This window comes from Alteromonas sp. ABM1_013, assembly GCF_056160505.1.
Genome location: NZ_JBSWXH010000003.1, coordinates 534,350 through 555,076 on the forward strand (window position 1 = coordinate 534,350; position 20,727 = coordinate 555,076).

Below are 20,727 nucleotides of genomic sequence, written 5' to 3' on the forward strand. Positions count from 1 at the left end.
AACACCAGACCCTAACACCAGATCTAACAACAGACCTGGCAGACGTTTTAAAACGATAGATCTACGTTGTAGCCAGCGAACTTTCTTATATTGATAACGCGGTCACCGTCTAGCATCCAATACTGACCTTTAATCCCCTGCAACACGCCGCTAAACGACGGGTCCTTATCAAGATTCAAAGATTTTATCTTAACTGGGTACTCTTCTACAGGGTAGTGAATGTCGTGTATCGGCGTAGACACTTCTGAAACGGCCTGAAGTCCTTTCTCTTGTTTTAACGCCTCTAAATCATTTTCAATTTTGCTCATCAGCTCTGATTTGACCTGCTCTAAGTCGACCTCATCGGGCTTTCCTTTAAGCATTGTGCGCCAATTGGTCTTGTCGGCAACATGGTCTTTGCATAAGGTTTCAACTAACCCGCTTGTCAGCCTGTCAGGCACGCGCAACATAACCGTAGCCTGGGTTGCACCTTGGTCCATCCAGCGTGTAGATACGCCATCTGTGACTTGACGGGTAATACCTACTTTTACGGTGCCGGTATTTGCCAAATAAACAAAGTGTTCGCTAAAGCAATGTTCTTCGCCCCATTGAGGCTCTCTACACGTACCTTCGTGGTAGTGGCACTTTTCTGGTTTAATAATACAACTGTCGCATTGAGCAAGTGAAATTAGGCAGGGGTAGCAATACCCCTGGTTAAAACTCTTCTTCGTTTTGCGGTTACAATGAACACAATTAATCTCACCCGAAAAAGTAACGGATACCTCTTTACCGATAAGCTCGTTAATATCTAGCAATGCATCGCCAATAGGCAGTGTATAATTAACTTTGTTGTTTTCATCAGCAGAGGTACGCATCTTTTTCAGCATACCCGAATAGTTTGTTGTCACTTTTTAAACCTTTAATCTTTGAAATCTTTCTAACTTGGCATTATTACCAAGGTTTTAGCAATACCTTCAGCATTGGCCTTTTATACAAGCTTAGTCGCTTAATTCGCCACGCAGATTTTGCGTTAGTAACTTGCACACTTCTTCAAAAGAAAGCCCTTTACTTAATAAGTAGTGCAGTTTGGCAAGAGCGGCCTCAGGGGTCATATCGCTACCTGACAAAACGCCCACTTCCTGCAAACCGTGTCCTGTTGCATAACCACCCATATTCACGCGACCTCGCATACATTGGGTGCAATTTAAAACCGGTATCTCACGAGATTTAGCGTATTTAAGCTGCGCAATAAGCTCTGGGTTCTGGGGGGCATTCCCCACCCCGTAGCTAAGTAAGATCAGCGCATTTACAGGCTGCTGCAGGGTGTTTTTAATTACCTCTGGTGCAATGCCCGGGTATAAACTCACCATGCCGATAGGCTGTGCTGACACATTAGATACGGTTAAGCTGTTAGTGGGCGCTTTTGCTAGTTCTCCTGCTTTAAGGCGGATATTAATGCCAGCCTCCAATAGAGGAGGGAAGTTAGGCGAGTCGAATGCGCTAAATCCATCTGCATCCACTTTACGGCTTCGGTTACCACGTAAAAGTCGGTTATTAAAGAAAAGCCCGACTTCAGCGATAGGAAAATTCGCGGCTACAAATAACGCATTGAGTAGGTTAACTTGGCCGTCTGAACGAAGTTCTGCTAAAGGGATTTGTGACCCAGTTACTATTACTGGCTTGGACAAATCCTCTAACATGAAACTTAGCGCTGAGGCGGTGTAAGCCATTGTGTCAGTGCCGTGCAGTATAATGAAGCCGTCGTACTTGTCGTAGTTGTCGGCGATATCATCGGCAATACGCTGCCAATCCGTGGGATCCATATCTGAAGAATCAATGAGATTGTCGTATTCATGGAGCGTAAAAAGGGGCATCTCCGAACGATGAAACTCAGGCATATTTTTAAGCGTGTCTGACAGGAAGCCGGCGGCTGGAACGTAGCCCTGTTTAGATGGCTTCATACCAATTGTTCCGCCTGTATAGGCGATATAAATATGTTTGCGCATGAAAATGCTCTTACCCTTCAAAGCCCTTAAAAAAGGGACTGCGTATTTTGAGGGCATTCTAACAAGACCTACGGGTTTGTCACCCAGAAATAGGGGCATAAAAAAAGCGGTGGAGACCACCGCTTTATGTCGCATTTTTTAGTTTGCCTTTTTTCGTTACGAAGTAACGTAAATGAGCTAGTTATGAATTAGCCACAACTGTTTAACTAAGTCTTATTTCACTTCCTTGCCCGCTGCCTGTTGGTCGGCGTGGTAGCTAGAGCGAACCATTGGGCCGCATGCTGCGTGGGTGAAGCCAATCTCTTTAGCATAGTCACCTAGAGCATCGAATTCTTTCGGGTGAACATAACGTTTAACCGGGTAGTGGTGTCGGCTTGGCTGAAGGTATTGACCTAAAGTTAGCATATCAACGTCGTGAGCACGCAAGTCATCAAGTACGCCTTGAATCTCTTCGTTTTCTTCACCCATTCCCATCATAAGGCCTGACTTCGTCATAACATCTGGGTGCTGTGCTTTGAACTTTTTAAGTAAGTCCAGTGACCACTGATAGTTTGCCCCTGGACGACACTCGCGGTATAAGCGCGGAATGGTTTCAAGGTTGTGGTTGAATACGTCGGGTACGCCGTTTTTGAAAATTTCAAGCGCACGGTCCATACGACCACGGAAATCAGGGACTAACACTTCAATGGTTGTCGAAGGGCTGTGTTCGCGAATTGCGTTAATGCAGTCTACGAAATGTTGAGCACCGCCGTCACGAAGGTCATCGCGGTCAACCGAAGTGATCACCACATAACGCAGGTTCATTTCAGCGATGGTTTTAGCCAGTTTTTCAGGTTCTTCGGCGCTAGGTGGAAGCGGCTTACCATGGGCCACATCGCAGAAAGGGCATCGACGGGTACAAATGTCACCTAAAATCATGAAGGTGGCGGTACCGTGATTAAAACACTCCGCTAGGTTAGGGCAGCTTGCTTCTTCACACACAGAGTGAAGATTGTTTTTGCGCAGCGTTTTCTTGATGTGGTCAATTTTCTCGGTAGTACGAGGAAGTTTGATTTTGATCCACTCAGGCTTACGCAGCATTTCTTCCTTTTCTGTAGGAATAATGGTGACGGGTATGTGTTTTACTTTTTCATCATCGCGAAGTTTTACCCCCGCTTGAGGTCGTGCGTTACTCATCAAAACCTTCTTTATATGTTGGCTGTGCAAGGGAAAGCGCTTCTAGCAATAGGTGCGTTAATTCCTTACCAGCGGTTTCAAGTGTCGTTGGACCATTAAGGCGCGCGGTATCGATCATTTCCATACCGGCGTAACCACATGGGTTGATACGCTGAAACGGTGATAGGTCCATATTAACATTTAAAGCCAAACCGTGAAACGAGCAGCCATTACGTATTCTTAAACCTAGCGAACAGACTTTCTTCTCGTCGACGTATACCCCAGGCGCGTCGGGCTTTGGATAAGCCTTGACGTCACACTTGGCAAGTAGTCCGACCACTGCTTCTTCCATTGCAGTGACTAAATGACGTACGCCCAGCTTGCGGCGCTTTATGTTAAGCATCAAATAAATGACTTGCTGACCTGGGCCATGGTAGGTAACTTGACCGCCACGGTCTACCTGAACCACCGGTATATCGCCAGGCATCAATATGTGCTCAGCCTTACCCGCCTGGCCTTGAGTAAATACCGCATCGTGTTCCACAAGCCATATTTCATCTGGAGTATTCTGGTCGCGCTCATCAGTAAAGCGTTTCATCGCTTCAAATATTGGCGCATAAGGCTGACGACCTAGCTGGCGTACAATAACGCCATCTACGGTAGCCGATGTCGACTGCTCATTCACTTAAAGTACAACCCTAACAAGCTCTAATTTAGCTAACTCAGTGTAAATGGTTTCCATATGCTCTTTACTGGTAACACGTACGCTAACAGACACCGAGTGGTAAGTACCTTTACTGCTTGGTTTCACCGTAGGTGAATAGTCGCCAGGTGCATGCTGTTGAAGACATCCTACTACCTGTTCTGGTAGGTCTTCGTGGGCAACGCCCATTACTTTAAAGGTTTGGTTTGTTGGAAAATCTAGTAGTTCGTCGAAACGGGTATCCATGCGATATCCTTGGTACTTAAAATATCATATAAAAAAACGGCCAGATTGTAACAAATCTGGCCGCTTCACAACTAGCTTTTTAACGTTTTCAGTATGGTAACTTACTCGTCGTCAAAACCTAGCTGAAGCATAATGTAGTCTTTAGCGCGGTTAAAGAAGCTACCTTCTTTTACTTCTTGAAGTGTTACCAAAGGGTAACTCGCTACATCTTCACCATCTAGCTGTAGGTAAAGTTTCCCAACAACTTGGCCTTTTGCAAGTGGTGCTTCTAGCTTGTCGTCAAGCTCAAAGTTAGCTTCTAAGTTTGCCGCCTGACCGCGCGGGATAGTAATGGGGGTAGATTGATTAATTCCAAGGTCTACAGTTTCTCTATCACCCATGTAGATACGGTGCGCTACAAAACTGTGACCAGCTTCATATGGCGTAAGTGTTTCGTAAAAACGGAAGCCGTATTTAAGCAGCTTCTTGTTTTCTACCTTACGCGCGCGTTCGCTGTCTGTACCCATAACTACTGAGATTAGGCGCATTCCGCCTTGTTCCGCCGATGTGATTAGGCTGTAACCCGCGTCTGACGTGTGGCCAGTTTTGATACCGTCAACGTTTAAGCTTTTATCCCACAGTAGGCTGTTGCGGTTGTATTGCTTAATACCGTTATAGGTAAATTCTTTTTCGCTGTAAATTTTGTACATTTCTGGTGTCTCAGCAATAAGCGCGCGAGACAAAACAGCCATGTCACGTGGTGTAGTGTAGTGGTCTGGGTCGTGCAAACCATGCGCGTTTACCCAGTGAGAACTTGTCATACCAAGTGATGCTGAGTGAGCGTTCATCATGCTAGCAAACGCAGATTCAGAGCCTGCAACGTGTTCGGCCATTGCAACACAGGCATCGTTTCCTGACTGTACAACGATACCGCGAAGCAAATCACTTACAGAAACCTGCGTACCTACTTCGATAAACATTTTTGATGAATCTGGGAATTTCTTTGCCCATGCATTCTCAGAAATAGTGACTTCATCGTCTAGACTAATGTTGCCTGCTTGAAGCTCTTTACCAATGACATAAATTGTCATGATTTTGGTTAAGCTTGCTGGCGCAAGTTGCATATCTGCGTTTTTTGAAGCAATAACATTACCGGTTTCATAGTCGGTAAGTAAAAAACCTTCTGCAGCTACAGTGGGTGCTGGCGGTGTCACTACCGCAGCGTTAGCTGTATGCAGTAATGTCCCCATTACCAAAAAGGCAAATGAAAGTAATGACGGTTTAGCGCGTTGAATTATTCTGAGCATGGTTCTAATTTCTTTGACCGTTTATCCGTGTGAGTTAAAGCTTACCTTGTTATTGCGATAACCGCGAAGCGAATACCTTAAAACATGGCTACCCAATTTTAGCTTTTATCCAGTTCGTATCCGAACTCTGACTATTTACCCATATTTTAGTGGGGCAATAAGAGATCTTAACGAAAGGCTGCTTATAAGACTAGGTTTTATCAAAAAAGTTTAAGGGATAGTAGGGATAAGACGAAGAAACCGTGATATTGCCTGCTGAATGACACAAAGCTGCCACAATGTTGATGATTTTATAAACGGGCATACATTGGCGAGATAACAAGTTCTTATTTATTTGTGGGTGTTGGCAACCTTTAGTGGGTATGAACAACACTGTACAAGAAGACTGGCTACTGATAACCCGTTTACAGTTTATAGCGTTTGTGTAATTGCGTAAGCGTTAGGGTATCCGTTTTGCTTTAACTGCTCGAGCACCTCTGCCACGACAGCTTCGTCGTGAATAGGCCCAAGCTGGAGCTTATAAATGTTATCAGCCACCGGCAAGTGAGCGGGAATTTGATACAAGGCTGACAGTACGTTGGAAATGGATTTCGCCTTTTCCGCGTTTGAGAGCGCAGCAACTTGTATGTAGACAGCGTCGGCCACTGTATTGCTGCTTGGTATACTTGCTGTTTTATCAGCTGCCGCTGAATCGAGAGGGGGCTTAGGCGACGTACTGGCTACTTCTGAAGGAGGAGCTACAGCTATGCCTAAGTACTCATCGTAGGTCACCGTTGGGTTATTGCCTACCGTAACATTGTTTTGTTCATCAAAATGGATAACTTCCAATTTAACTTTTGCAGTACCTTTACTGTGATAGCCAAGCTTCACTGCGGCGGCGTAAGATAAGTCTATGATCCTGTTATCGTGAAACGGACCGCGGTCGTTAACGCGAACTATGGCTTGCTTGTTGTTTTCCAAATTAGTTACGCGTACATAAGAGGGAAGCGGCAGTGTTTTATGAGCAGCGCTCATAGCAAACATGTTATAGGTTTCACCGTTTGAGGTTAAATGACCATGAAACTTTTGACCGTACCAACTCGCATAGCCTACCTCTTCATAGCCTTTACCGTCATTCATAGGGGTATAGTGTTTACCAAGCACCTTGTAGGGCCTGCTGTTGAACATGCGATAGGCTTCGTACTTCGGTACCGCGTCTAATGTCTCAGGTTTTTTTGCAACGTGTTTTGGTGCCGAATCTTGCTTTTGAGTGTAGCGGCTAGATTGAGAAGGCGCGCTTTGACACCCTACTAATACAATGGCCGTAATAACAGCCACAGCCCAACGCAATAAGTGTTGGCTTACAAAACCTGCGTTTGCCAATCTTGCTTGAAATGAGCTTACATTAACTAAATTAAGTACCGGAAAAAGGCGCTGCAACATACAAGTTATCTAGACATTAAACGTTTTTGAGTAGCAATGGCCATAAGAATGCCAAAACCTGCCATCAAAGTCACCATAGATGTTCCACCAAAACTCACTAGGGGGAGGGGGACGCCTACCACAGGGAGCAATCCGGACACCATGCCCATATTCACAAACACATAAACGAAAAAGGTAAGCGTGATACTACCGCCGAGTAGTTTCGCGTAAGCATCCTGTGCGCGACTGGAGATGATCAGTCCGCGCATAATGATAAAAATGTAAATTGCCATTAAGCACATGACACCGGTAAGACCAAATTCTTCACTAAATACAGAAAAAATAAAGTCGGTATGGCGTTCTGGCAAAAACTCTAGCTGCGATTGGGTACCCTGCAGCCAGCCTTTGCCGTCGACACCGCCTGAACCAATGGCAATTTTAGATTGAATAATGTGGTAGCCAGAACCGAGAGGGTCACTCTCTGGGTTCAAAAAGGTGAGAACCCGTTGCTTCTGATAGTCTTTCATTAAGAAAAACCACATAACAGGCGCGAATGCACCGATAAGCCCGCCGACTATTGAAATAAGACGCCAACTCATACCTGCTAGAAATATGGCAAAGATGCCTGAACTCGCAATCAGCAGTGAAGTTCCTAAATCGGGTTGCTTAGCAATTAAGATGGTGGGCACAACCACTAGGCCAAAGCCAACAATGATATGTGTGGTGCGAGGCGGCATGGTGAATTTACTAATATACCACGCCACCATCATAGGTACGGCAAGCTTCATTAATTCAGAGGGCTGAAAACGAATAAAGCCTAAATCGAGCCAGCGCTGTGCGCCTTTACCCATGTCGCCAAACAGCAATACGGCTATAAGCATTAATAGGCCAGCAGCATAGGCATAGGTTGAGAAAAACCTAAACACGCCCAATGGGGCTTGGGCTAGGCCGAACATGACAATAAAACTAAAACCCAGTCTGATAAACTGACGCTCCATTTGCTCCATATCTTGTCCAGATGCAGAATAGAGCGTAAATAATCCAACGCAGCTTAACACTAGTAGACCAACGAGCAGCCAGCCATCGATATGAATGCGCTGAAGAAAACTTATTTTATTAGGGTTAATGGTGGTTCGTTTCACTGGTTTGTCCCTAATTTATTGTCACTGTTTGCCGAGTCAGCTTTTACAGTTTCAAAGACACGATCTCTGAAATAGAAATCCATGATTTGACGCGCGACAGGCGCTGCGTTCTTACTACCACCACCTACGTTTTCAAGTACCACAGTTACTGATATTTCTGGGTCATCAAAAGGAGCAAACCCTACGTACATGGCGTTGTCGCGAAGGCGCTCATCTATTTTTTCCGCATCGTATTCTTCATTTTGGCCAACAGTAAAGAGCTGCGCTGTACCTGTTTTACCCGCTGAATCATAAGGTGTGTCTGCAAACGCATGGCGTGCTCCGCCTTCATCGCCACTTACCACATCGCGCATGGCGTTTAATACCACGTCTAAATTTTCACGGTTTTTAATCTCTATAGGCCGAAGCGACTTAAGTGGGATAAGGTCAACAGTGCTATCTGTATTCATATAGCCACGAATAATTTGAGGGATATAGCGTTCGCCGGCATTGATTAAGGTGTTAACTGATGTGTTCAATTGCACAGGGGTAGTGGTCCAGTAACTTTGGCCTATACCTACAGGTATAGTGTCGCCAATGTACCAAGGCTGATTGAATCGTGCGCGCTTCCAGCCGCGACTTGGCATATTTGCGTCAGATTCTTCATAAAGATCGATACCGGTAAAATCTCCGAAGCCGAATTCATACATAGACTCACTAATCTTATCGATACCTAATTTATAGGCCAGTTCGTAGTAGTAAGTATCACAAGACACCTCAATGGCTTTCGAGACATCTACTTTACCATGGCCCCAACGACGCCAGTCACGCCACACGTGGGATACATTAGGTAATTTATAGCGACCTGTATCGTTAACCGTATAGTCTTTTGTAATAACGCCTTCTTCAAGACCAACAAAACCTAAATGAGGTTTGATGGTAGAAGCAGGCGGATATTGACCTTGAGTAGCACGGTTAATAAGTGGCCGGTCTGGTGAATTTAACAGCGCAGAATAATTTTTACTGCTGATACCGTGCACGAATAAATTTGGGTCGTAGCTGGGGTTAGAGTATAGGGCAAGCACGCCACCGGTTTTAACATCGGTTACAACTACTGCGCCGCGCATACCTTCTATTATTCGCTGAGCCTCTAATTGAAGCTCTAGGTCTAAGTTAAGCACTATATCTTTGCCCGGCGTTGGCGGTTCAACACTCAACACCCGAATGATGCGGCCTTGATTGTTTACTTCAACCTGTTGATAACCAACTTTACCGTGCAGCAGTTCTTCGTGGTATTTCTCAATGCCTAACTTGCCAATGTCGTGAGTTGCCGCGTAATTATCTTCTTGTCCTGCTTCAACAAGCTTTTGCAAGTCGCGTTTATTAATACGTGCCACATAACCAAGCGCGTGAGTGAGGGTTTCTTTGTACGGATAATGCCTAGCTAGACGGGCTTCAATTTGTACGCCAGGAAACTTGTGTTTACTGGCAGAAAAAAGCGCGACTTCCTCTTCGCTTAATTGTGTGCGAAGGGCTACGGGTTTAAATCGACGGGTTCCCTTAAGTGTGGACTGGAAGCGCTCTAACTCATCACTTGTGATGTCCATTAATTCGGTTAAATCGGCAAGGGTTTGGTCAATATCATCGACCTGTTCGGGAATGACTTCCAGGCTAAAAACCGGGCGGTTTTCCGCTAAAAGTACACCATTTCGGTCGTAAATAAGACCGCGATTGGGCGCTATGGGTAAAACTTTGATTCGATTACCGTTAGAGCGGGTTTGGTAATCTTCAAATTGGGTAACCTGTAACGAATAAAGGTTGTTTAGCACAATGCCCAACATGGCTACAACGATAATAAAAGCGATAGTCGCGCGGCGAGCGAACAAGTTCGCCTCAGCTGAATGATCGCGAATTGCTTGTCGTTTTCGAGGCATTGACTTCCTTTGCATTAGTGTAGCGGTTTCTTATTCACGGTGGTACGGGTGGTTTTGCGTGACCGACCATGCGCGGTATAGGCTTTCGGTAAGGATAATTCGAACAAGAGGGTGGGGAAGCGTGAGAGCCGATAAGGACCATTTTTGCTCAGACACCGCAATACACTCAGGCGCCAATCCTTCAGGCCCGCCGATAAGAAGGCTTACATCGCGCCCGTCCATTTTCCAATTGTCGAGTTGTTTAGCCAGTGTAGGGGTGTCCCAAGGCTTACCCGTTACTTCTAAGGTAACAATGCGGTTTCCTTTAGGAATAGCAGCCAGCATTTGCTCGCCTTCTTTCTCTAAAATGCGCTTTATATCGGCGTTCTTACCCCGTTTACCGGCAGGAATTTCAGTAAATGACACCGGCATATCGCTGGGGAATCGACGAATAAATTCTTCAACGCCTGTGTTAACCCAGCCTGGCATCTTTGTTCCGACCGCCACAATTTGTATACGCACTTAATATACCCTTACCGCAGGAATGAGTTTTTCTTTTATACAATAAAGGCCATACGCTAATGAGGTATGGCCTTTATCGACCGTGTAGCTATGTATTTCTAGCCAGCGTCTAAATTACTGCGCCCACAGCTTTTCTAACTGATAGAAGTCACGGGTTTCGTCCTGCATAACATGCAAGATAACATCACCAAAATCCACAAGAACCCATTCACCTGTTTCTTTACCTTCTACACTCCCAGGAGCATGGCCGGCATTTTTTGCTTCAACCATTACGTTTTCAGCAATAGAAGATACGTGGCGTTTAGAGTTACCCGAACAAATGATCATGGTATCTGTAATCGTTGATTTGCCGCGAACGTCTAGTTCGATAACATCACGGCCTTTCATGTCGTCAATTTTATCTTTAACAAACTGTTTGAGCTGTTGACTCTCCAAGAGCTTTCCTCACTTACTTAACTTTTATATAACTGATGTTCGTTTATGTAGGCTAATACGCTTTCTTCTAGCCAAGACTCGGCAGAAGTAGCTTTTAAAGCGTTTGGCGCATTCGCTTCGTCAGACGTGGCAGCATCTGCTAATACGTCACGAATTTCAGTAGATGAAACACTATACAGTGGTGTGTTGGTCAACACTACATGGCCTGAAGGTTTCGTGTGAATAACACTTTTATCGTTAGTCACATGACGATCTAACCAAGCTTGCATCGCAGGGGGAGGCGAAAATTCTTCGTCGTCTCTGCGCATAACCACTAAGTGACAGTAATCGAGCAGGTCTTCCCACTCGTACCATTTATCCAGATTATACAGTGAATCTGCGCCAATGAAAAAACAGATTGTATCATTGCTTTTTTCTTTCAACGCTCGCAGTGTTTTTACCGTATAAGAGGGTGACGGAAGCGTCAGTTCAATTAACTCTGGAATAAGTCTGTCATTGTTTTGGGCACAAAGTTCAATCATTCTTACCCGGTGGGTTTCTGAAACGCCTACCGACTTATGGGGGGCTAATTTGCACGGCATTAGATAAACGTGCTCAATACCCACTTCATCAGCGGCTTTCAGTGCAGCACCAATATGACCTTTATGAGGGGGATTAAAAGTGCCGCCTAGGATAGCTTTTACATGTGGGTTTGATTGAGAAGAGCGTGATTGACTCACTTGTTTATTTACCTTGTCCGTGCCTTGTCCGTATCTTAATTGGGGCTTTAAGCTTGCAACAGCGGAATTTCGCGAAGATCTATGCCCATGAACATCATGCAAAGGTGACACATTTCAACATAGGGCCGGGCAATGACATTTTGTTTAAATGCATGGTCAGCTCGTGTAAGTGCGTTTTGTATATCTTCGAGCTGTGCAAGGCTCAAACGATTCAATGCACTTTGATAAAAGCCTTGCCTATTGCGCCATATACCAAACTTTTGCCACTGTATAGGCGTGCCGCTTTGCTGAGCTAGTTTTAGCTTCCATAGCTGCTCCCATTCACGCACAAGGGCCCAGATAATAATGTTTGGCTCTAGACCTTCGCTTTCTAATCGATACAGCATTTTGATACAGCGAGTGCTGTCACCGCTAAGCATCACGTCAACCAACTGGAACACGTTAAAGCGCGATTGGTCCACCATTGCCTGTTCAATTTGCTCATCTGATATAGACTGTTGCGGATAGAGTAGCGCGAGTTTGTCAATTTCCTGCTTGGCGGCCAGCATGTTGCCTTCACAAAAATCGGCAATCATTTTGGCGCCTGACGCGGTCACGGAAAGCTGATGAGCTTTAAGCTGTTGATTCAACCATACGTTTAGCTGCTTGCCTTCCAGTGGATAGCAAAGTACCGATACCCCCAGTTCATCGAGAACCTTAAACCATTTGCCGCGCTGTACGTCTTTACCTATTTTAGGACCGTGAACGAGCAACAGAATATCGGGGTTTAAAGACGCCGCCACTTCTTGCAGCATTTTGCTGCCTTCAGTGCCTGGTTTTCCTGTGGGTAGCTCTAATTCAATAAACTGTTGGCTAGAAAAAAGCGACATGCTTTGCGTAGCTTCAATTAACTGATTCCAGTTAAAACCTGTTTCTGCAACAAGCACAGTGCGTTCTTCAAAACCATTAGCCTTTGCTTTAGCGCGAATTTTTTCAATAACATCAAATTTTTGCTGAGGCTCGTCTCCAAACACCAAATAGCATGGACGTAATGCCTTAGAAATATCTTGGCTAAATTGGTTTGGATAAATCTGCATGAAGAGTTCTGGTGTCTATTTGATTTATAGTGACGAAACATTAGGCGCAGCAACTGCCTGACTAGAAAGGCGTCTAATCATGATATCTGCCGCCTCGTTGCGCATTTCGCTTAACATTAGTTCAAGCTCACGAGACTTTGCTAACACTTGGTCCGGATCGTCTTGATAGTCACGTACCACTTCAAATTGGGCCATTACCGCTTCTTTACCGGGGAATTGAACACGATAACGAACTACGTAAATAAGTTCGTACTCGGCAACTTGCCCTGACGGATAAACAGACAGCAACTGGCGCTCTAACTTCTCTGGTAGCAAGTAAATGTTTACGTGTTGATTAGAGCGGGTTGTTTTATCCACGTTAACACTGGATAAACCATAAACGTTAAGGCGTTTATCGAGCGCACGCGCAAGGGGCGCGTGTGCTCGAGCACTTTCAATGGCAACCGTGTTAATGTCGTCGGGTAGGCTAGGGCTACTTCGCAAATGAAAACCACAGCCTGTAACCCAAACGGTAGCTAACACAGCGACTGCAAATTGTAAGTGCTTTTTCATTACCATCTGACCTAGTTAGCTACAATGTTGACAAGCTTGCCAGGAACAACAATCACTTTGCGAATGGTTTTACCTTCGATAAATTGCTGAACGTTAGGCTGCTCTTTTGCAGACGCTTCAATTGTTTCTTTGCTTGCATCAGCTGCGATGGTCATTTTCGCGCGAACCTTACCGTTAACCTGAACAATAATAAGTTTCTCGTCTTCAACCAAAGCTGCTTTATCTGCCTGTGGCCATGGCGCTGAGTCGATATCTTCACTGTGGCCTAGTACTTTCCAAAGCTCATGAGCAATATGCGGAGTAATAGGGTTAAGCAGCAACAAGATTGACTCACAGGCTTCGCGCATAATAGCGATATCCTGAGCGTTTTCTTGTGGCGCTTTTTGAAGGTGATTCAGTAGCTCCATTACAGCAGCAACCGCAGTATTGAAGGTTTGGCGACGACCTAAGTCATCAGACACTTTTTCAATCGTTTTGTGTACTTCACGGCGAAGTGCCTGCTGGTCTTTCGACAGTGATTTAACGTCAATAGCTTCTGGCGTACCGTTTTCCACATGCTCGGTAACAAGCTTCCAGATACGACGTAGGAAGCGGTTTGCACCTTCAACGCCAGAATCAACCCACTCTAGGGTTTGCTCTGGTGGCGCTGCAAACATAGTGAATAGACGGACTGTATCGGCACCGTATAAGTCGATAACTTCTTGCGGATCGATACCGTTATTCTTCGACTTAGACATTTTGGTCATGCCGCCATGAATAACTTCTTCGCCATCTGCTGTTAGCCACGCTTTAACAATGCGGCCTTTGTCATCTTTCTCAGTGCTTACTTCAGTAGGCGAGAACCAAGTTTTCTTACCAGACGCGTCTTCACGGTAGTAAGAGTCGGCTAATACCATGCCCTGACACAGCAAACGCTTAAATGGCTCGTCAGAGTTCACCAAGCCTTCATCGCGTAGCAATTTGTGGAAGAAGCGCGAATAAAGCAAGTGCAAGATGGCGTGCTCGATCCCACCGATATATTGGTCTACCGGTAGCCAGTAGTTGGCTGAAGTCGGGTCAAGCATGGCATCGTTGTTGGTAGCACTTGCGTAGCGTGCGTAATACCAAGATGACTCCATAAAGGTATCAAAGGTGTCAGTTTCACGTAACGCAGCTTCACCATTGTATGTGGTCTTAGCCCACTCAGGGTCAGCTTTAATTGGCGAGGTTACGCCATTCATTTCTACGTCTTCCGGTAGCACAACCGGTAGTTGGTCAGCAGGAACCGGAACAGACTCACCGTTTTCCAAATTAAGCATTGGAATAGGTGCGCCCCAGTAACGCTGTCGACTTACGCCCCAATCACGTAAACGGTAGTTTACTTTGCGCTTACCACAGCCTTTGTTTTCAAGCTCATCAGCGATACCGTTAAATGCCGCATCGAACTCAAGCCCGTCAAATTTTTCCGAGTTAATTAAGCTACCTTTTTCTGTAAACGCAGAAGCTGAAAGGTCGCATTTATCTTCATCGCCTGCATTCGGCGCAATAACTTGCTTAATAGGCAAATCGTACTTTGTGGCAAACTCCCAGTCGCGTTGGTCGTGGCCAGGTACTGCCATAACTGCGCCTGAACCGTAGTCCATCAATACAAAGTTAGCGACCCAAATTGGAAGCTTTTCACCAGTAAGTGGATGGATAACTTCAAAGCCAGTGGCAAAGCCTTTTTTCTCCATCGTCGCTAATTCAGCTTCTGCAACTTTGGTGTTCTTACACTCATCAATAAAGGCTGCTAAATCTGGATTAGACTGCGCTGCAAACTCAGCTAATGGGTGCTGCGCCGCTACTGCTACATAAGTTACGCCGTAGAAGGTATCCGGACGGGTGGTATATACCGTTAAATCGGCAATATCATTAACCGCTGACGCTAGGTCAAACGTAATTTCCACGCCTTCAGAGCGGCCAATCCAGTTTGCTTGCATGGCACGTACTTGATCCGGCCATTCTTCAAGCTGCTCTAAATCTTGTAAAAGCTCTTCAGCGTAGTCAGTAATTTTAATAAACCACTGTGGAATTTCTTTTTGTTCAACTAGGGCGCCTGAACGCCATCCGCGACCGTCGATTACCTGCTCATTAGCCAGAACAGTTTGATCTACAGGGTCCCAGTTCACGGTAGAATTTTTCTTGTACACAAGGCCTTTTTCATAAAGGCGTGTGAAGAACCACTGTTCCCAGCGGTAGTAATCAGATTTACATGTTGTGACTTCGCGGTCCCAGTCGTAACCAAAACCTAGCGAGCGAAGCTGGTTTTTCATGTAATCGATGTTGGAGTATGTCCATTTCGCCGGTGCAGTATTGTTGTTAATCGCTGCATTTTCCGCCGGAAGACCGAAAGCATCCCAACCCATAGGCTGCAATACATTTTTACCCTGCATACGCTGGAAACGGCTAATTACGTCACCAATGGTGTAGTTGCGCACGTGACCCATGTGAAGTCGGCCACTAGGATAGGGGAACATCGACAGGCAGTAGAATTTTTCTTTGTCTACATCGTCGTTTGCTTTAAAAGATTGGTTATCTTCCCAGTATTGCTGAACACGCTGTTCAATGTCTTTCGGATTGTACTGATTATCGGCCATGAAACTTAGGCTTCCGCATTAAAAAGTTAAAACGTTTATGGGGCGGCATAAGGCGAACGATTTGCAAAAGAATTTGTAACCTCTCCTGCATTATTGCCATTTAACCGCACGTGGGATTTTCCCACTTTACATACATATAGCCCAATAGAATAACCCAGCGCTAAGCCATGCCTCAATAGCTTAACACTGAACTAGGCAATATTTATTTCTGCTTGCATGAAAAGTGAGCATTAATGCAGCAGTTTAAGCGCGTTAACGAAGATGACTTGCTTAAACTCTCGCGTAAAATTCACATAGCGACGTATTTATGGTCATTTCTATTAACGCTTAGCGCTGTCTTTATCCGATTCGTTAAATTGTTTATTGCTAAAGGCGGTTAATGCATTTAACTGCTGCGCCTGCACTTTATCGACAACTTTAACCAAATTGGCAGCGTCCTCGTTCGATGCTCTTTGTCCGTTGAAGTGAATATTGCCAGAGGCGTGGTAGGTAAGGGTAACCTTTGTTTTTGGTGAGGGTTCGTGCTTTGTATTATCGTTCGATGAGGCGTTTTCTTCTGCGGTGCTGAATTCCCAAGTGAGCGCACCTGATAAGCCCATTTCTTGAAGAGGACCTAATCCGCCGGTCATTACCACTTTTTTGTTAGGCTCAACATAGCTGATTTGCATGTGTGCCGCACTTGCTGTTTGTGTAACTTCGCAAAAACAACCACCGGCTTTTTCATTAATGCTAAGCGTGCCCTTCCACCAAGTGTGATCTTTTGGCCACCACTTATCCACGTCTTGAATAAAGTGAGAATACACGGCTTCGATAGGGGCCTTACTTTCACTTTCGTTAGTGATAGAAAAACCAGAGCTATCTGCATAGTTTACGTCAGCGTGGCTAGGTGAAGTGAATGTTGCGCTCAATAAACCTGAAAGGAGCAGGGCTTGGCGTGTTTTTGGTATTGTCGTCATTACTCTAACCTTTGGTTTTTATTATTCGTGTTGGCTGCTTGCTAATCTAAATTTCACTATGTATCGCACTTACTGCCGTTAAAAAGCTACACCTTGTTTCTCTATGTATCAATATGAACAGAAACCTTAGTGCCTGTTCCTTATGCGTTAATCAATGCATTAAGACGCCAAGCTGGTTGTTTGTTGTGCAATTAACAACGTAAAGCAGCCTTATTAGAGTTAACCGTTTGACAGTGCTGTTAATTAGGGTTTCACTTAAGTAAAGAAACGAAAATAGAACAGGCATGTCTGTAGACACTAATATATATGCGTTAAATGTAGACGCGCTATCACCTACCATAAATCGCCGAGCGGTAAACAGTGCCTTAAAAGACGATGAAGCGCTAAACGCGACTTTCATTGGGCAAGAGCGAGCACGGGAAGCGCTCACGTTTGGATTAGGTATTAACACCAAAGGTTACAACCTTTACGTAATGGGTGAGCCTGCCACAGGGCGTTTCACTTTAGTAAAAGACTACATTGAACGCCAAGTCGCACAGCTTCGTGCACCCGACGATTGGTGTTATATCAACAACTTCGATGATGAACGCCAACCTGTAGCGCTAAAATTTCCGCCAGGTGGTGGCAAGGCATTTCAAAAAGATATGGCTGCACTTATTGATGATGTGTTGGATTCACTGCCTATTGCATTTGATAACCCTGGTTATCAGCGCCGCCGCGCCTCTATCTCCAGAGAGTTTGAACAAAAGTACGACGCTGCTATAGATGCTGTAGAGCGTTACGCACAAGCTAACGATGTTGCCCTTTACGAAGAGGGTGGGTCAATTACGTTTTCACCCATCATCAACGGCAAGCCGATAAGAGATACTGATTTTGCATCGCTCACTGACGAGCAGCGAGAAGGCTTTTATACGCTCATTGATGACTTAGAAAACAGACTGAGTGAAAGTCTGTTGAGTTTACCTACGTGGAAACGCGAAAACTCAGAGCGTCTGCGTGAGCTAGACAAAAAGACTGCAGAGCACGTGATTAAGCCGCTTATCAAAGTGTTTGAGCACAAGTACGCCTCTGAGCTTGGGGTTATGAAGTATCTAAAACAGCTCAAGACCGCTTTGGTTAACGCTATCTTAGTCATTCATAATGAAGAGCAAAAAGAGGAAAAGAGTGACGATTTTGATAAGAAGATATTTTTAGAAGAGCAGTTTCTTCCTAATGTATTGGTATCAAATAAATTAGACGATGCGGCACCTGTTATTTACGAGCCGAACCCTACCTATCAAAACCTGTTCGGTAAAATTGAATACACCAACATTCATGGTAGCGTATTTACCAATTACAGAATGATACAGTCAGGTGCGCTGCACCGGGCAAATGGCGGCTACCTTTTATTGGATGTTGACCAACTAATAGAGCAGCCCTTTGTGTGGGATACCCTGAAACTTGCCATTAAGTCACAGCGCTTGCGCATGGATTTACCCCAGCAAGACGTGGGTATGGTGAATAACATCACGCTAAACCCTCAGCCTATCGACTTAAATGTGAAAATCGTTTTGTTAGGCTCCCGCGATTTGTACTACACCCTGCAAGATTATGATGACGAGTTTGACGAGCTATTCAGAGTGTTAGTGGATTTTGACTTAGAAATTCCCGTTACCAGACAGGCGCTTTTCGACTTTGTAGGCAAGGTGCGCGCGCATCTTAATACACTAGGGCTTGAAGGTATAACGGCTAATGCCATGTGCAGGCTGGTTGAATATTCACTTAGAATGGCGGAACACAAAGAAAAGCTTTCCGCGCATTTTGCTGAAGTTATCGAGCTAGTTAATGAAGCTTACTATTTCTGCAAGAAGTCGAATGCCGACACGCTAGAGCTCGATCATTTAAAAACAGCATTAAGTGCCAAAAAACGTCGCACAGGCCGCGTTAGTCAAACGCTTTTAAACGATATTAAAGAAGGGCACGTGCTTATTGCCACTGAGGGCAAAGCGGTAGGAAAAGTAAACGGATTAACCGTATTGGATATTGGTGACACCGCATTTGGTACACCCGCACGCATTACATCTACTGTGTTTGCCGGGGCAAGTGGCGTAGTTGATATCGAGCGTGAAGTAGAGCTTGGACAGCCCATACACTCTAAAGGGGTCATGTTGCTGAACGGCTATTTAGGTAATAAATACGCTCAGCACTTCCCGTTAACGTTATCTGCGAACATCGCGCTGGAACAGTCTTACGGTCATATAGACGGTGACAGTGCATCCCTTGGAGAACTGGTTGCGCTTATATCTGCGCTGACTGAAATTCCATGCTTACAAACCTTGGCTATTACAGGTTCAATAAACCAATATGGTGAAGTGCAAGCGGTGGGCGGTGTGAACGAAAAGATAGAAGGCTTTTTCGACTTATGTCAGCACCGCGGCCTAACCGGTACGCAGGGCGTTATTATTCCTAAATCGAATGCAATAAATTTGGTATTAGATGCCACTGTTATCGATGCCGTGAAAAAAGGGCTGTTTCATATTTATACCGTTGAAACTGTCGATGATGCGCTGACTATTTTGATGGAGCAAGAAGCCGGCAAAATTAGTAGTAAAGGGCGCTACCCTAAAAACTCTATTAACTACCATGCGGTAAATCGTTTATACAATATCGCCCTTATTGTGAATGGTGGAGATGGCGAATAGCTTTAAGCGAAAGTAGCGAGTACAAAAATCGACTCAAAAGAGAAAACCGCCTGAATGCGGTTTTTTTTGGCTAAAGCGTTAATGTATTTATTTACTACTTGGGCGGCATGCGAAGGCCGCCGTCTAAGCGGATTGTTTCGCCATTTAAATAGCTGTTGTTCGCCATGTGGATAACCAGTTTTGCGAATTCTTCGGGCAGCCCTAGACGCTTAGGAAACTGTACGTTGGCAGAAAGGGCGTCTTGCACCTTTTCAGGCATAGCAAGCAGCATAGGCGTGCCCATCACGCCAGGCGCTATCGTATTAACGCGGATGCCTAGCGGCGCTAAATCGCGAGCCATTGGCAGGGTTAGACCAATAATTCCACCTTTGCTTGCTGCATAAGCAGTTTGACCTATTTGACCTTCGTAACCTGCGACTGAAGCAGTATTGATAATAAGCCCGCGTTCACCTTCTTCATTAATCGGCGACTGTTTAGCCATAGTGGCAGCCACTAAGCGAGATACGTTAAAACTGCCAACTAAGTTAATATCGATAGTTTTCTGAAAATCGCCGAGTGGGGCAGGGTTGCCTTCTTTATCGAGTAAACGCTTTGCGGGTGCGATACCAGCGCAGTTGACTACCAGTGAAATAGCACCAAACCTGTCAGTGGTAGCATCGATAGCCGCTTGAACAGAGGCCTCATCACGAACATCGGTTTTGGTGAAATGTGTATTGTCACTACCTAATTCTTCAACACGTTGCGCGCCAAGTTCATCGTTTAGGTCGAAAAGGCTGACGTTGGCACCCGCATCGCGAAGCGCAATAGCAGTGGCGTGACCAAGTCCTGAGCAACCGCCAGTAACAACGGCGGTAATATTATTTAGCGTCATAGTTTTCCCTTAAACCCTATTTGTTCACTATTATTAACGTGATGTTAACGGGAAGTAAGAAGAAAAACTATGGTGCCGAAAGGGAACGGCACCTTTTATTCAGTTATTTTGCCGCTATTTTGGCAACTGAATTTTACAGTCTTCGCTTTGACGGTAGATAATTAGCGTATGGCCAATTACCTGAAGCTTAACTGAGTTGGTTTCACGTACGATGGCATCCATGATAAGCGCTTTTTCTTCGCGATCATCAGTTGGTACCTTAACTTTAATTAATTCATGGTGACCAAGTGCGTTGTCGATTTCTGCAACTACACCTTCTGTCAGGCCGTTCCCACCTAGCTGCACAACAGGTTTTAACGGGTGTGCAAGACCTTTTAGGAATTGTTTCTGTTTATTTGAAAGTTTCATCTAGTAATATTTCTTACAATTAATCTGTTAGTTTATGCTTGAAATAACGTATTCTAACGCCATCTTCTCTACAATCCTAATG

19 protein-coding genes are annotated in these 20,727 nt (G+C 45.0%); 1 reads left to right on the top strand and 18 read right to left on the bottom strand.

The genetic code is table 11. From position 1 onward, the window contains the following. Positions 1-47 precede the first annotated feature (47 nt). The 16 genes from ACXAGK_RS10675 to ACXAGK_RS10750 all read right to left on the bottom strand — a co-directional run bounded on the left by ACXAGK_RS10675 (position 48) and on the right by ACXAGK_RS10750 (position 16,685). Positions 48-887: a DUF2797 domain-containing protein gene (locus ACXAGK_RS10675; RefSeq protein ID WP_474856226.1), complete on the bottom strand. Its 840-nt coding sequence runs from the start codon at positions 885-887 to the stop codon at positions 48-50. A gap of 90 nt (positions 888-977) precedes the next feature. Beyond that, entirely contained in the window at positions 978-1,985 is a 1,008-nt protein-coding gene (ansA, locus tag ACXAGK_RS10680; protein ID WP_474856227.1) for an asparaginase, read from the bottom strand. Positions 1,986-2,198: 213 nt separating this feature from the next. Beyond that, a complete protein-coding gene (gene lipA, locus ACXAGK_RS10685) occupies positions 2,199-3,161 on the bottom strand; it encodes a lipoyl synthase (protein ID WP_179983312.1) in 963 nt (320 codons plus the stop codon). Further along, complete coding sequence (lipB, locus tag ACXAGK_RS10690; protein ID WP_474856228.1) at positions 3,154-3,825, bottom strand: lipoyl(octanoyl) transferase LipB; 672 nt, start codon at positions 3,823-3,825, stop codon at positions 3,154-3,156. Before lipB ends, lipA begins: the two co-directional genes overlap by 8 nt. Then, entirely contained in the window at positions 3,826-4,089 is a 264-nt protein-coding gene (gene ybeD / locus ACXAGK_RS10695; RefSeq protein ID WP_269916520.1) for a DUF493 family protein YbeD, read from the bottom strand. A gap of 101 nt (positions 4,090-4,190) precedes the next feature. Further along, positions 4,191-5,375 carry a D-alanyl-D-alanine carboxypeptidase family protein gene (locus tag ACXAGK_RS10700; RefSeq protein WP_179983315.1) on the bottom strand — a complete coding sequence of 395 codons (1,185 nt, stop codon included), beginning with the start codon at positions 5,373-5,375 and terminating at the stop codon, positions 4,191-4,193. Between the two features lie 411 nt (positions 5,376-5,786). Next, on the bottom strand, positions 5,787-6,797 hold the full coding sequence (locus ACXAGK_RS10705; RefSeq protein ID WP_474856229.1) for a septal ring lytic transglycosylase RlpA family protein: 1,011 nt from the start codon (positions 6,795-6,797) through the stop codon (positions 5,787-5,789). A gap of 5 nt (positions 6,798-6,802) precedes the next feature. Beyond that, positions 6,803-7,918: a rod shape-determining protein RodA gene (gene rodA / locus ACXAGK_RS10710; protein WP_474856230.1), complete on the bottom strand. Its 1,116-nt coding sequence runs from the start codon at positions 7,916-7,918 to the stop codon at positions 6,803-6,805. Then, a complete protein-coding gene (gene mrdA / locus ACXAGK_RS10715; RefSeq protein WP_474856231.1) occupies positions 7,915-9,831 on the bottom strand; it encodes a penicillin-binding protein 2 in 1,917 nt (638 codons plus the stop codon). The genes rodA and mrdA overlap by 4 nt, the downstream gene beginning before the upstream one ends. 30 nt (positions 9,832-9,861) lie before the next feature. Further along, positions 9,862-10,332, bottom strand: coding sequence for a 23S rRNA (pseudouridine(1915)-N(3))-methyltransferase RlmH (rlmH, locus tag ACXAGK_RS10720; protein ID WP_474856232.1), 471 nt, complete (start codon positions 10,330-10,332; stop codon positions 9,862-9,864). A 114-nt stretch (positions 10,333-10,446) separates the two neighbouring features. Further along, on the bottom strand, positions 10,447-10,767 hold the full coding sequence (rsfS, locus tag ACXAGK_RS10725; RefSeq protein ID WP_118495087.1) for a ribosome silencing factor: 321 nt from the start codon (positions 10,765-10,767) through the stop codon (positions 10,447-10,449). A 17-nt stretch (positions 10,768-10,784) separates the two neighbouring features. Beyond that, positions 10,785-11,486 carry a nicotinate (nicotinamide) nucleotide adenylyltransferase gene (nadD, locus tag ACXAGK_RS10730; protein WP_474856233.1) on the bottom strand — a complete coding sequence of 234 codons (702 nt, stop codon included), beginning with the start codon at positions 11,484-11,486 and terminating at the stop codon, positions 10,785-10,787. A 47-nt stretch (positions 11,487-11,533) separates the two neighbouring features. After that, positions 11,534-12,562, bottom strand: a complete 1,029-nt coding sequence (gene holA, locus ACXAGK_RS10735; protein WP_474856234.1) for a DNA polymerase III subunit delta — start codon at positions 12,560-12,562, stop codon at positions 11,534-11,536. Between the two features lie 24 nt (positions 12,563-12,586). Beyond that, positions 12,587-13,114, bottom strand: a complete 528-nt coding sequence (locus ACXAGK_RS10740; protein ID WP_474807022.1) for an LPS-assembly lipoprotein LptE — start codon at positions 13,112-13,114, stop codon at positions 12,587-12,589. Positions 13,115-13,125: 11 nt separating this feature from the next. Beyond that, positions 13,126-15,729 (bottom strand): leucine--tRNA ligase, encoded by a 2,604-nt coding sequence (leuS, locus tag ACXAGK_RS10745; RefSeq protein ID WP_474856235.1) that lies wholly within the window; start codon positions 15,727-15,729, stop codon positions 13,126-13,128. Positions 15,730-16,049: 320 nt separating this feature from the next. After that, the gene (locus tag ACXAGK_RS10750) at positions 16,050-16,685 is read right to left on the bottom strand and encodes a hypothetical protein (protein WP_474856236.1); all 636 of its coding nucleotides are present in this window, start codon (positions 16,683-16,685) and stop codon (positions 16,050-16,052) included. 284 nt (positions 16,686-16,969) lie between these two features. On the opposite strand from ACXAGK_RS10750, the gene ACXAGK_RS10755 reads away from it, so the two are divergent. After that, positions 16,970-19,366 carry a Lon protease family protein gene (locus ACXAGK_RS10755; RefSeq protein ID WP_461850848.1) on the top strand — a complete coding sequence of 799 codons (2,397 nt, stop codon included), beginning with the start codon at positions 16,970-16,972 and terminating at the stop codon, positions 19,364-19,366. 94 nt (positions 19,367-19,460) lie between these two features. Here ACXAGK_RS10755 and ACXAGK_RS10760 read toward each other — a convergent pair whose 3' ends face one another. Further along, on the bottom strand, positions 19,461-20,237 hold the full coding sequence (locus ACXAGK_RS10760; protein WP_474856237.1) for a 3-hydroxyacyl-CoA dehydrogenase: 777 nt from the start codon (positions 20,235-20,237) through the stop codon (positions 19,461-19,463). Between the two features lie 114 nt (positions 20,238-20,351). Next, entirely contained in the window at positions 20,352-20,645 is a 294-nt protein-coding gene (gene yhbY, locus ACXAGK_RS10765) for a ribosome assembly RNA-binding protein YhbY (RefSeq protein WP_039220582.1), read from the bottom strand. Between the last annotated feature and the right edge of the window lie 82 nt (positions 20,646-20,727).

What these genes read in the sequence shown, in the direction of transcription:
- ansA (WP_474856227.1), bottom strand. Translation starts at nt 1,985, where the DNA reads ATGCGCAAACATATTTATATCGCCTATACAGGCGGAACAATTGGTATG.
- lipA (WP_179983312.1), bottom strand. Translation starts at nt 3,161, where the DNA reads ATGAGTAACGCACGACCTCAAGCGGGGGTAAAACTTCGCGATGATGAA.
- ybeD (WP_269916520.1), bottom strand. Translation starts at nt 4,089, where the DNA reads ATGGATACCCGTTTCGACGAACTACTAGATTTTCCAACAAACCAAACC.
- ACXAGK_RS10700 (WP_179983315.1), bottom strand. Translation starts at nt 5,375, where the DNA reads ATGCTCAGAATAATTCAACGCGCTAAACCGTCATTACTTTCATTTGCC.
- ACXAGK_RS10705 (WP_474856229.1), bottom strand. Translation starts at nt 6,797, where the DNA reads ATGTTGCAGCGCCTTTTTCCGGTACTTAATTTAGTTAATGTAAGCTCA.
- mrdA (WP_474856231.1), bottom strand. Translation starts at nt 9,831, where the DNA reads ATGCCTCGAAAACGACAAGCAATTCGCGATCATTCAGCTGAGGCGAAC.
- holA (WP_474856234.1), bottom strand. Translation starts at nt 12,562, where the DNA reads ATGCAGATTTATCCAAACCAATTTAGCCAAGATATTTCTAAGGCATTA.
- ACXAGK_RS10740 (WP_474807022.1), bottom strand. Translation starts at nt 13,114, where the DNA reads ATGAAAAAGCACTTACAATTTGCAGTCGCTGTGTTAGCTACCGTTTGG.
- leuS (WP_474856235.1), bottom strand. Translation starts at nt 15,729, where the DNA reads ATGGCCGATAATCAGTACAATCCGAAAGACATTGAACAGCGTGTTCAG.
- ACXAGK_RS10750 (WP_474856236.1), bottom strand. Translation starts at nt 16,685, where the DNA reads ATGACGACAATACCAAAAACACGCCAAGCCCTGCTCCTTTCAGGTTTA.
- ACXAGK_RS10755 (WP_461850848.1), top strand. Translation starts at nt 16,970, where the DNA reads ATGTCTGTAGACACTAATATATATGCGTTAAATGTAGACGCGCTATCA.
- ACXAGK_RS10760 (WP_474856237.1), bottom strand. Translation starts at nt 20,237, where the DNA reads ATGACGCTAAATAATATTACCGCCGTTGTTACTGGCGGTTGCTCAGGA.
- yhbY (WP_039220582.1), bottom strand. Translation starts at nt 20,645, where the DNA reads ATGAAACTTTCAAATAAACAGAAACAATTCCTAAAAGGTCTTGCACAC.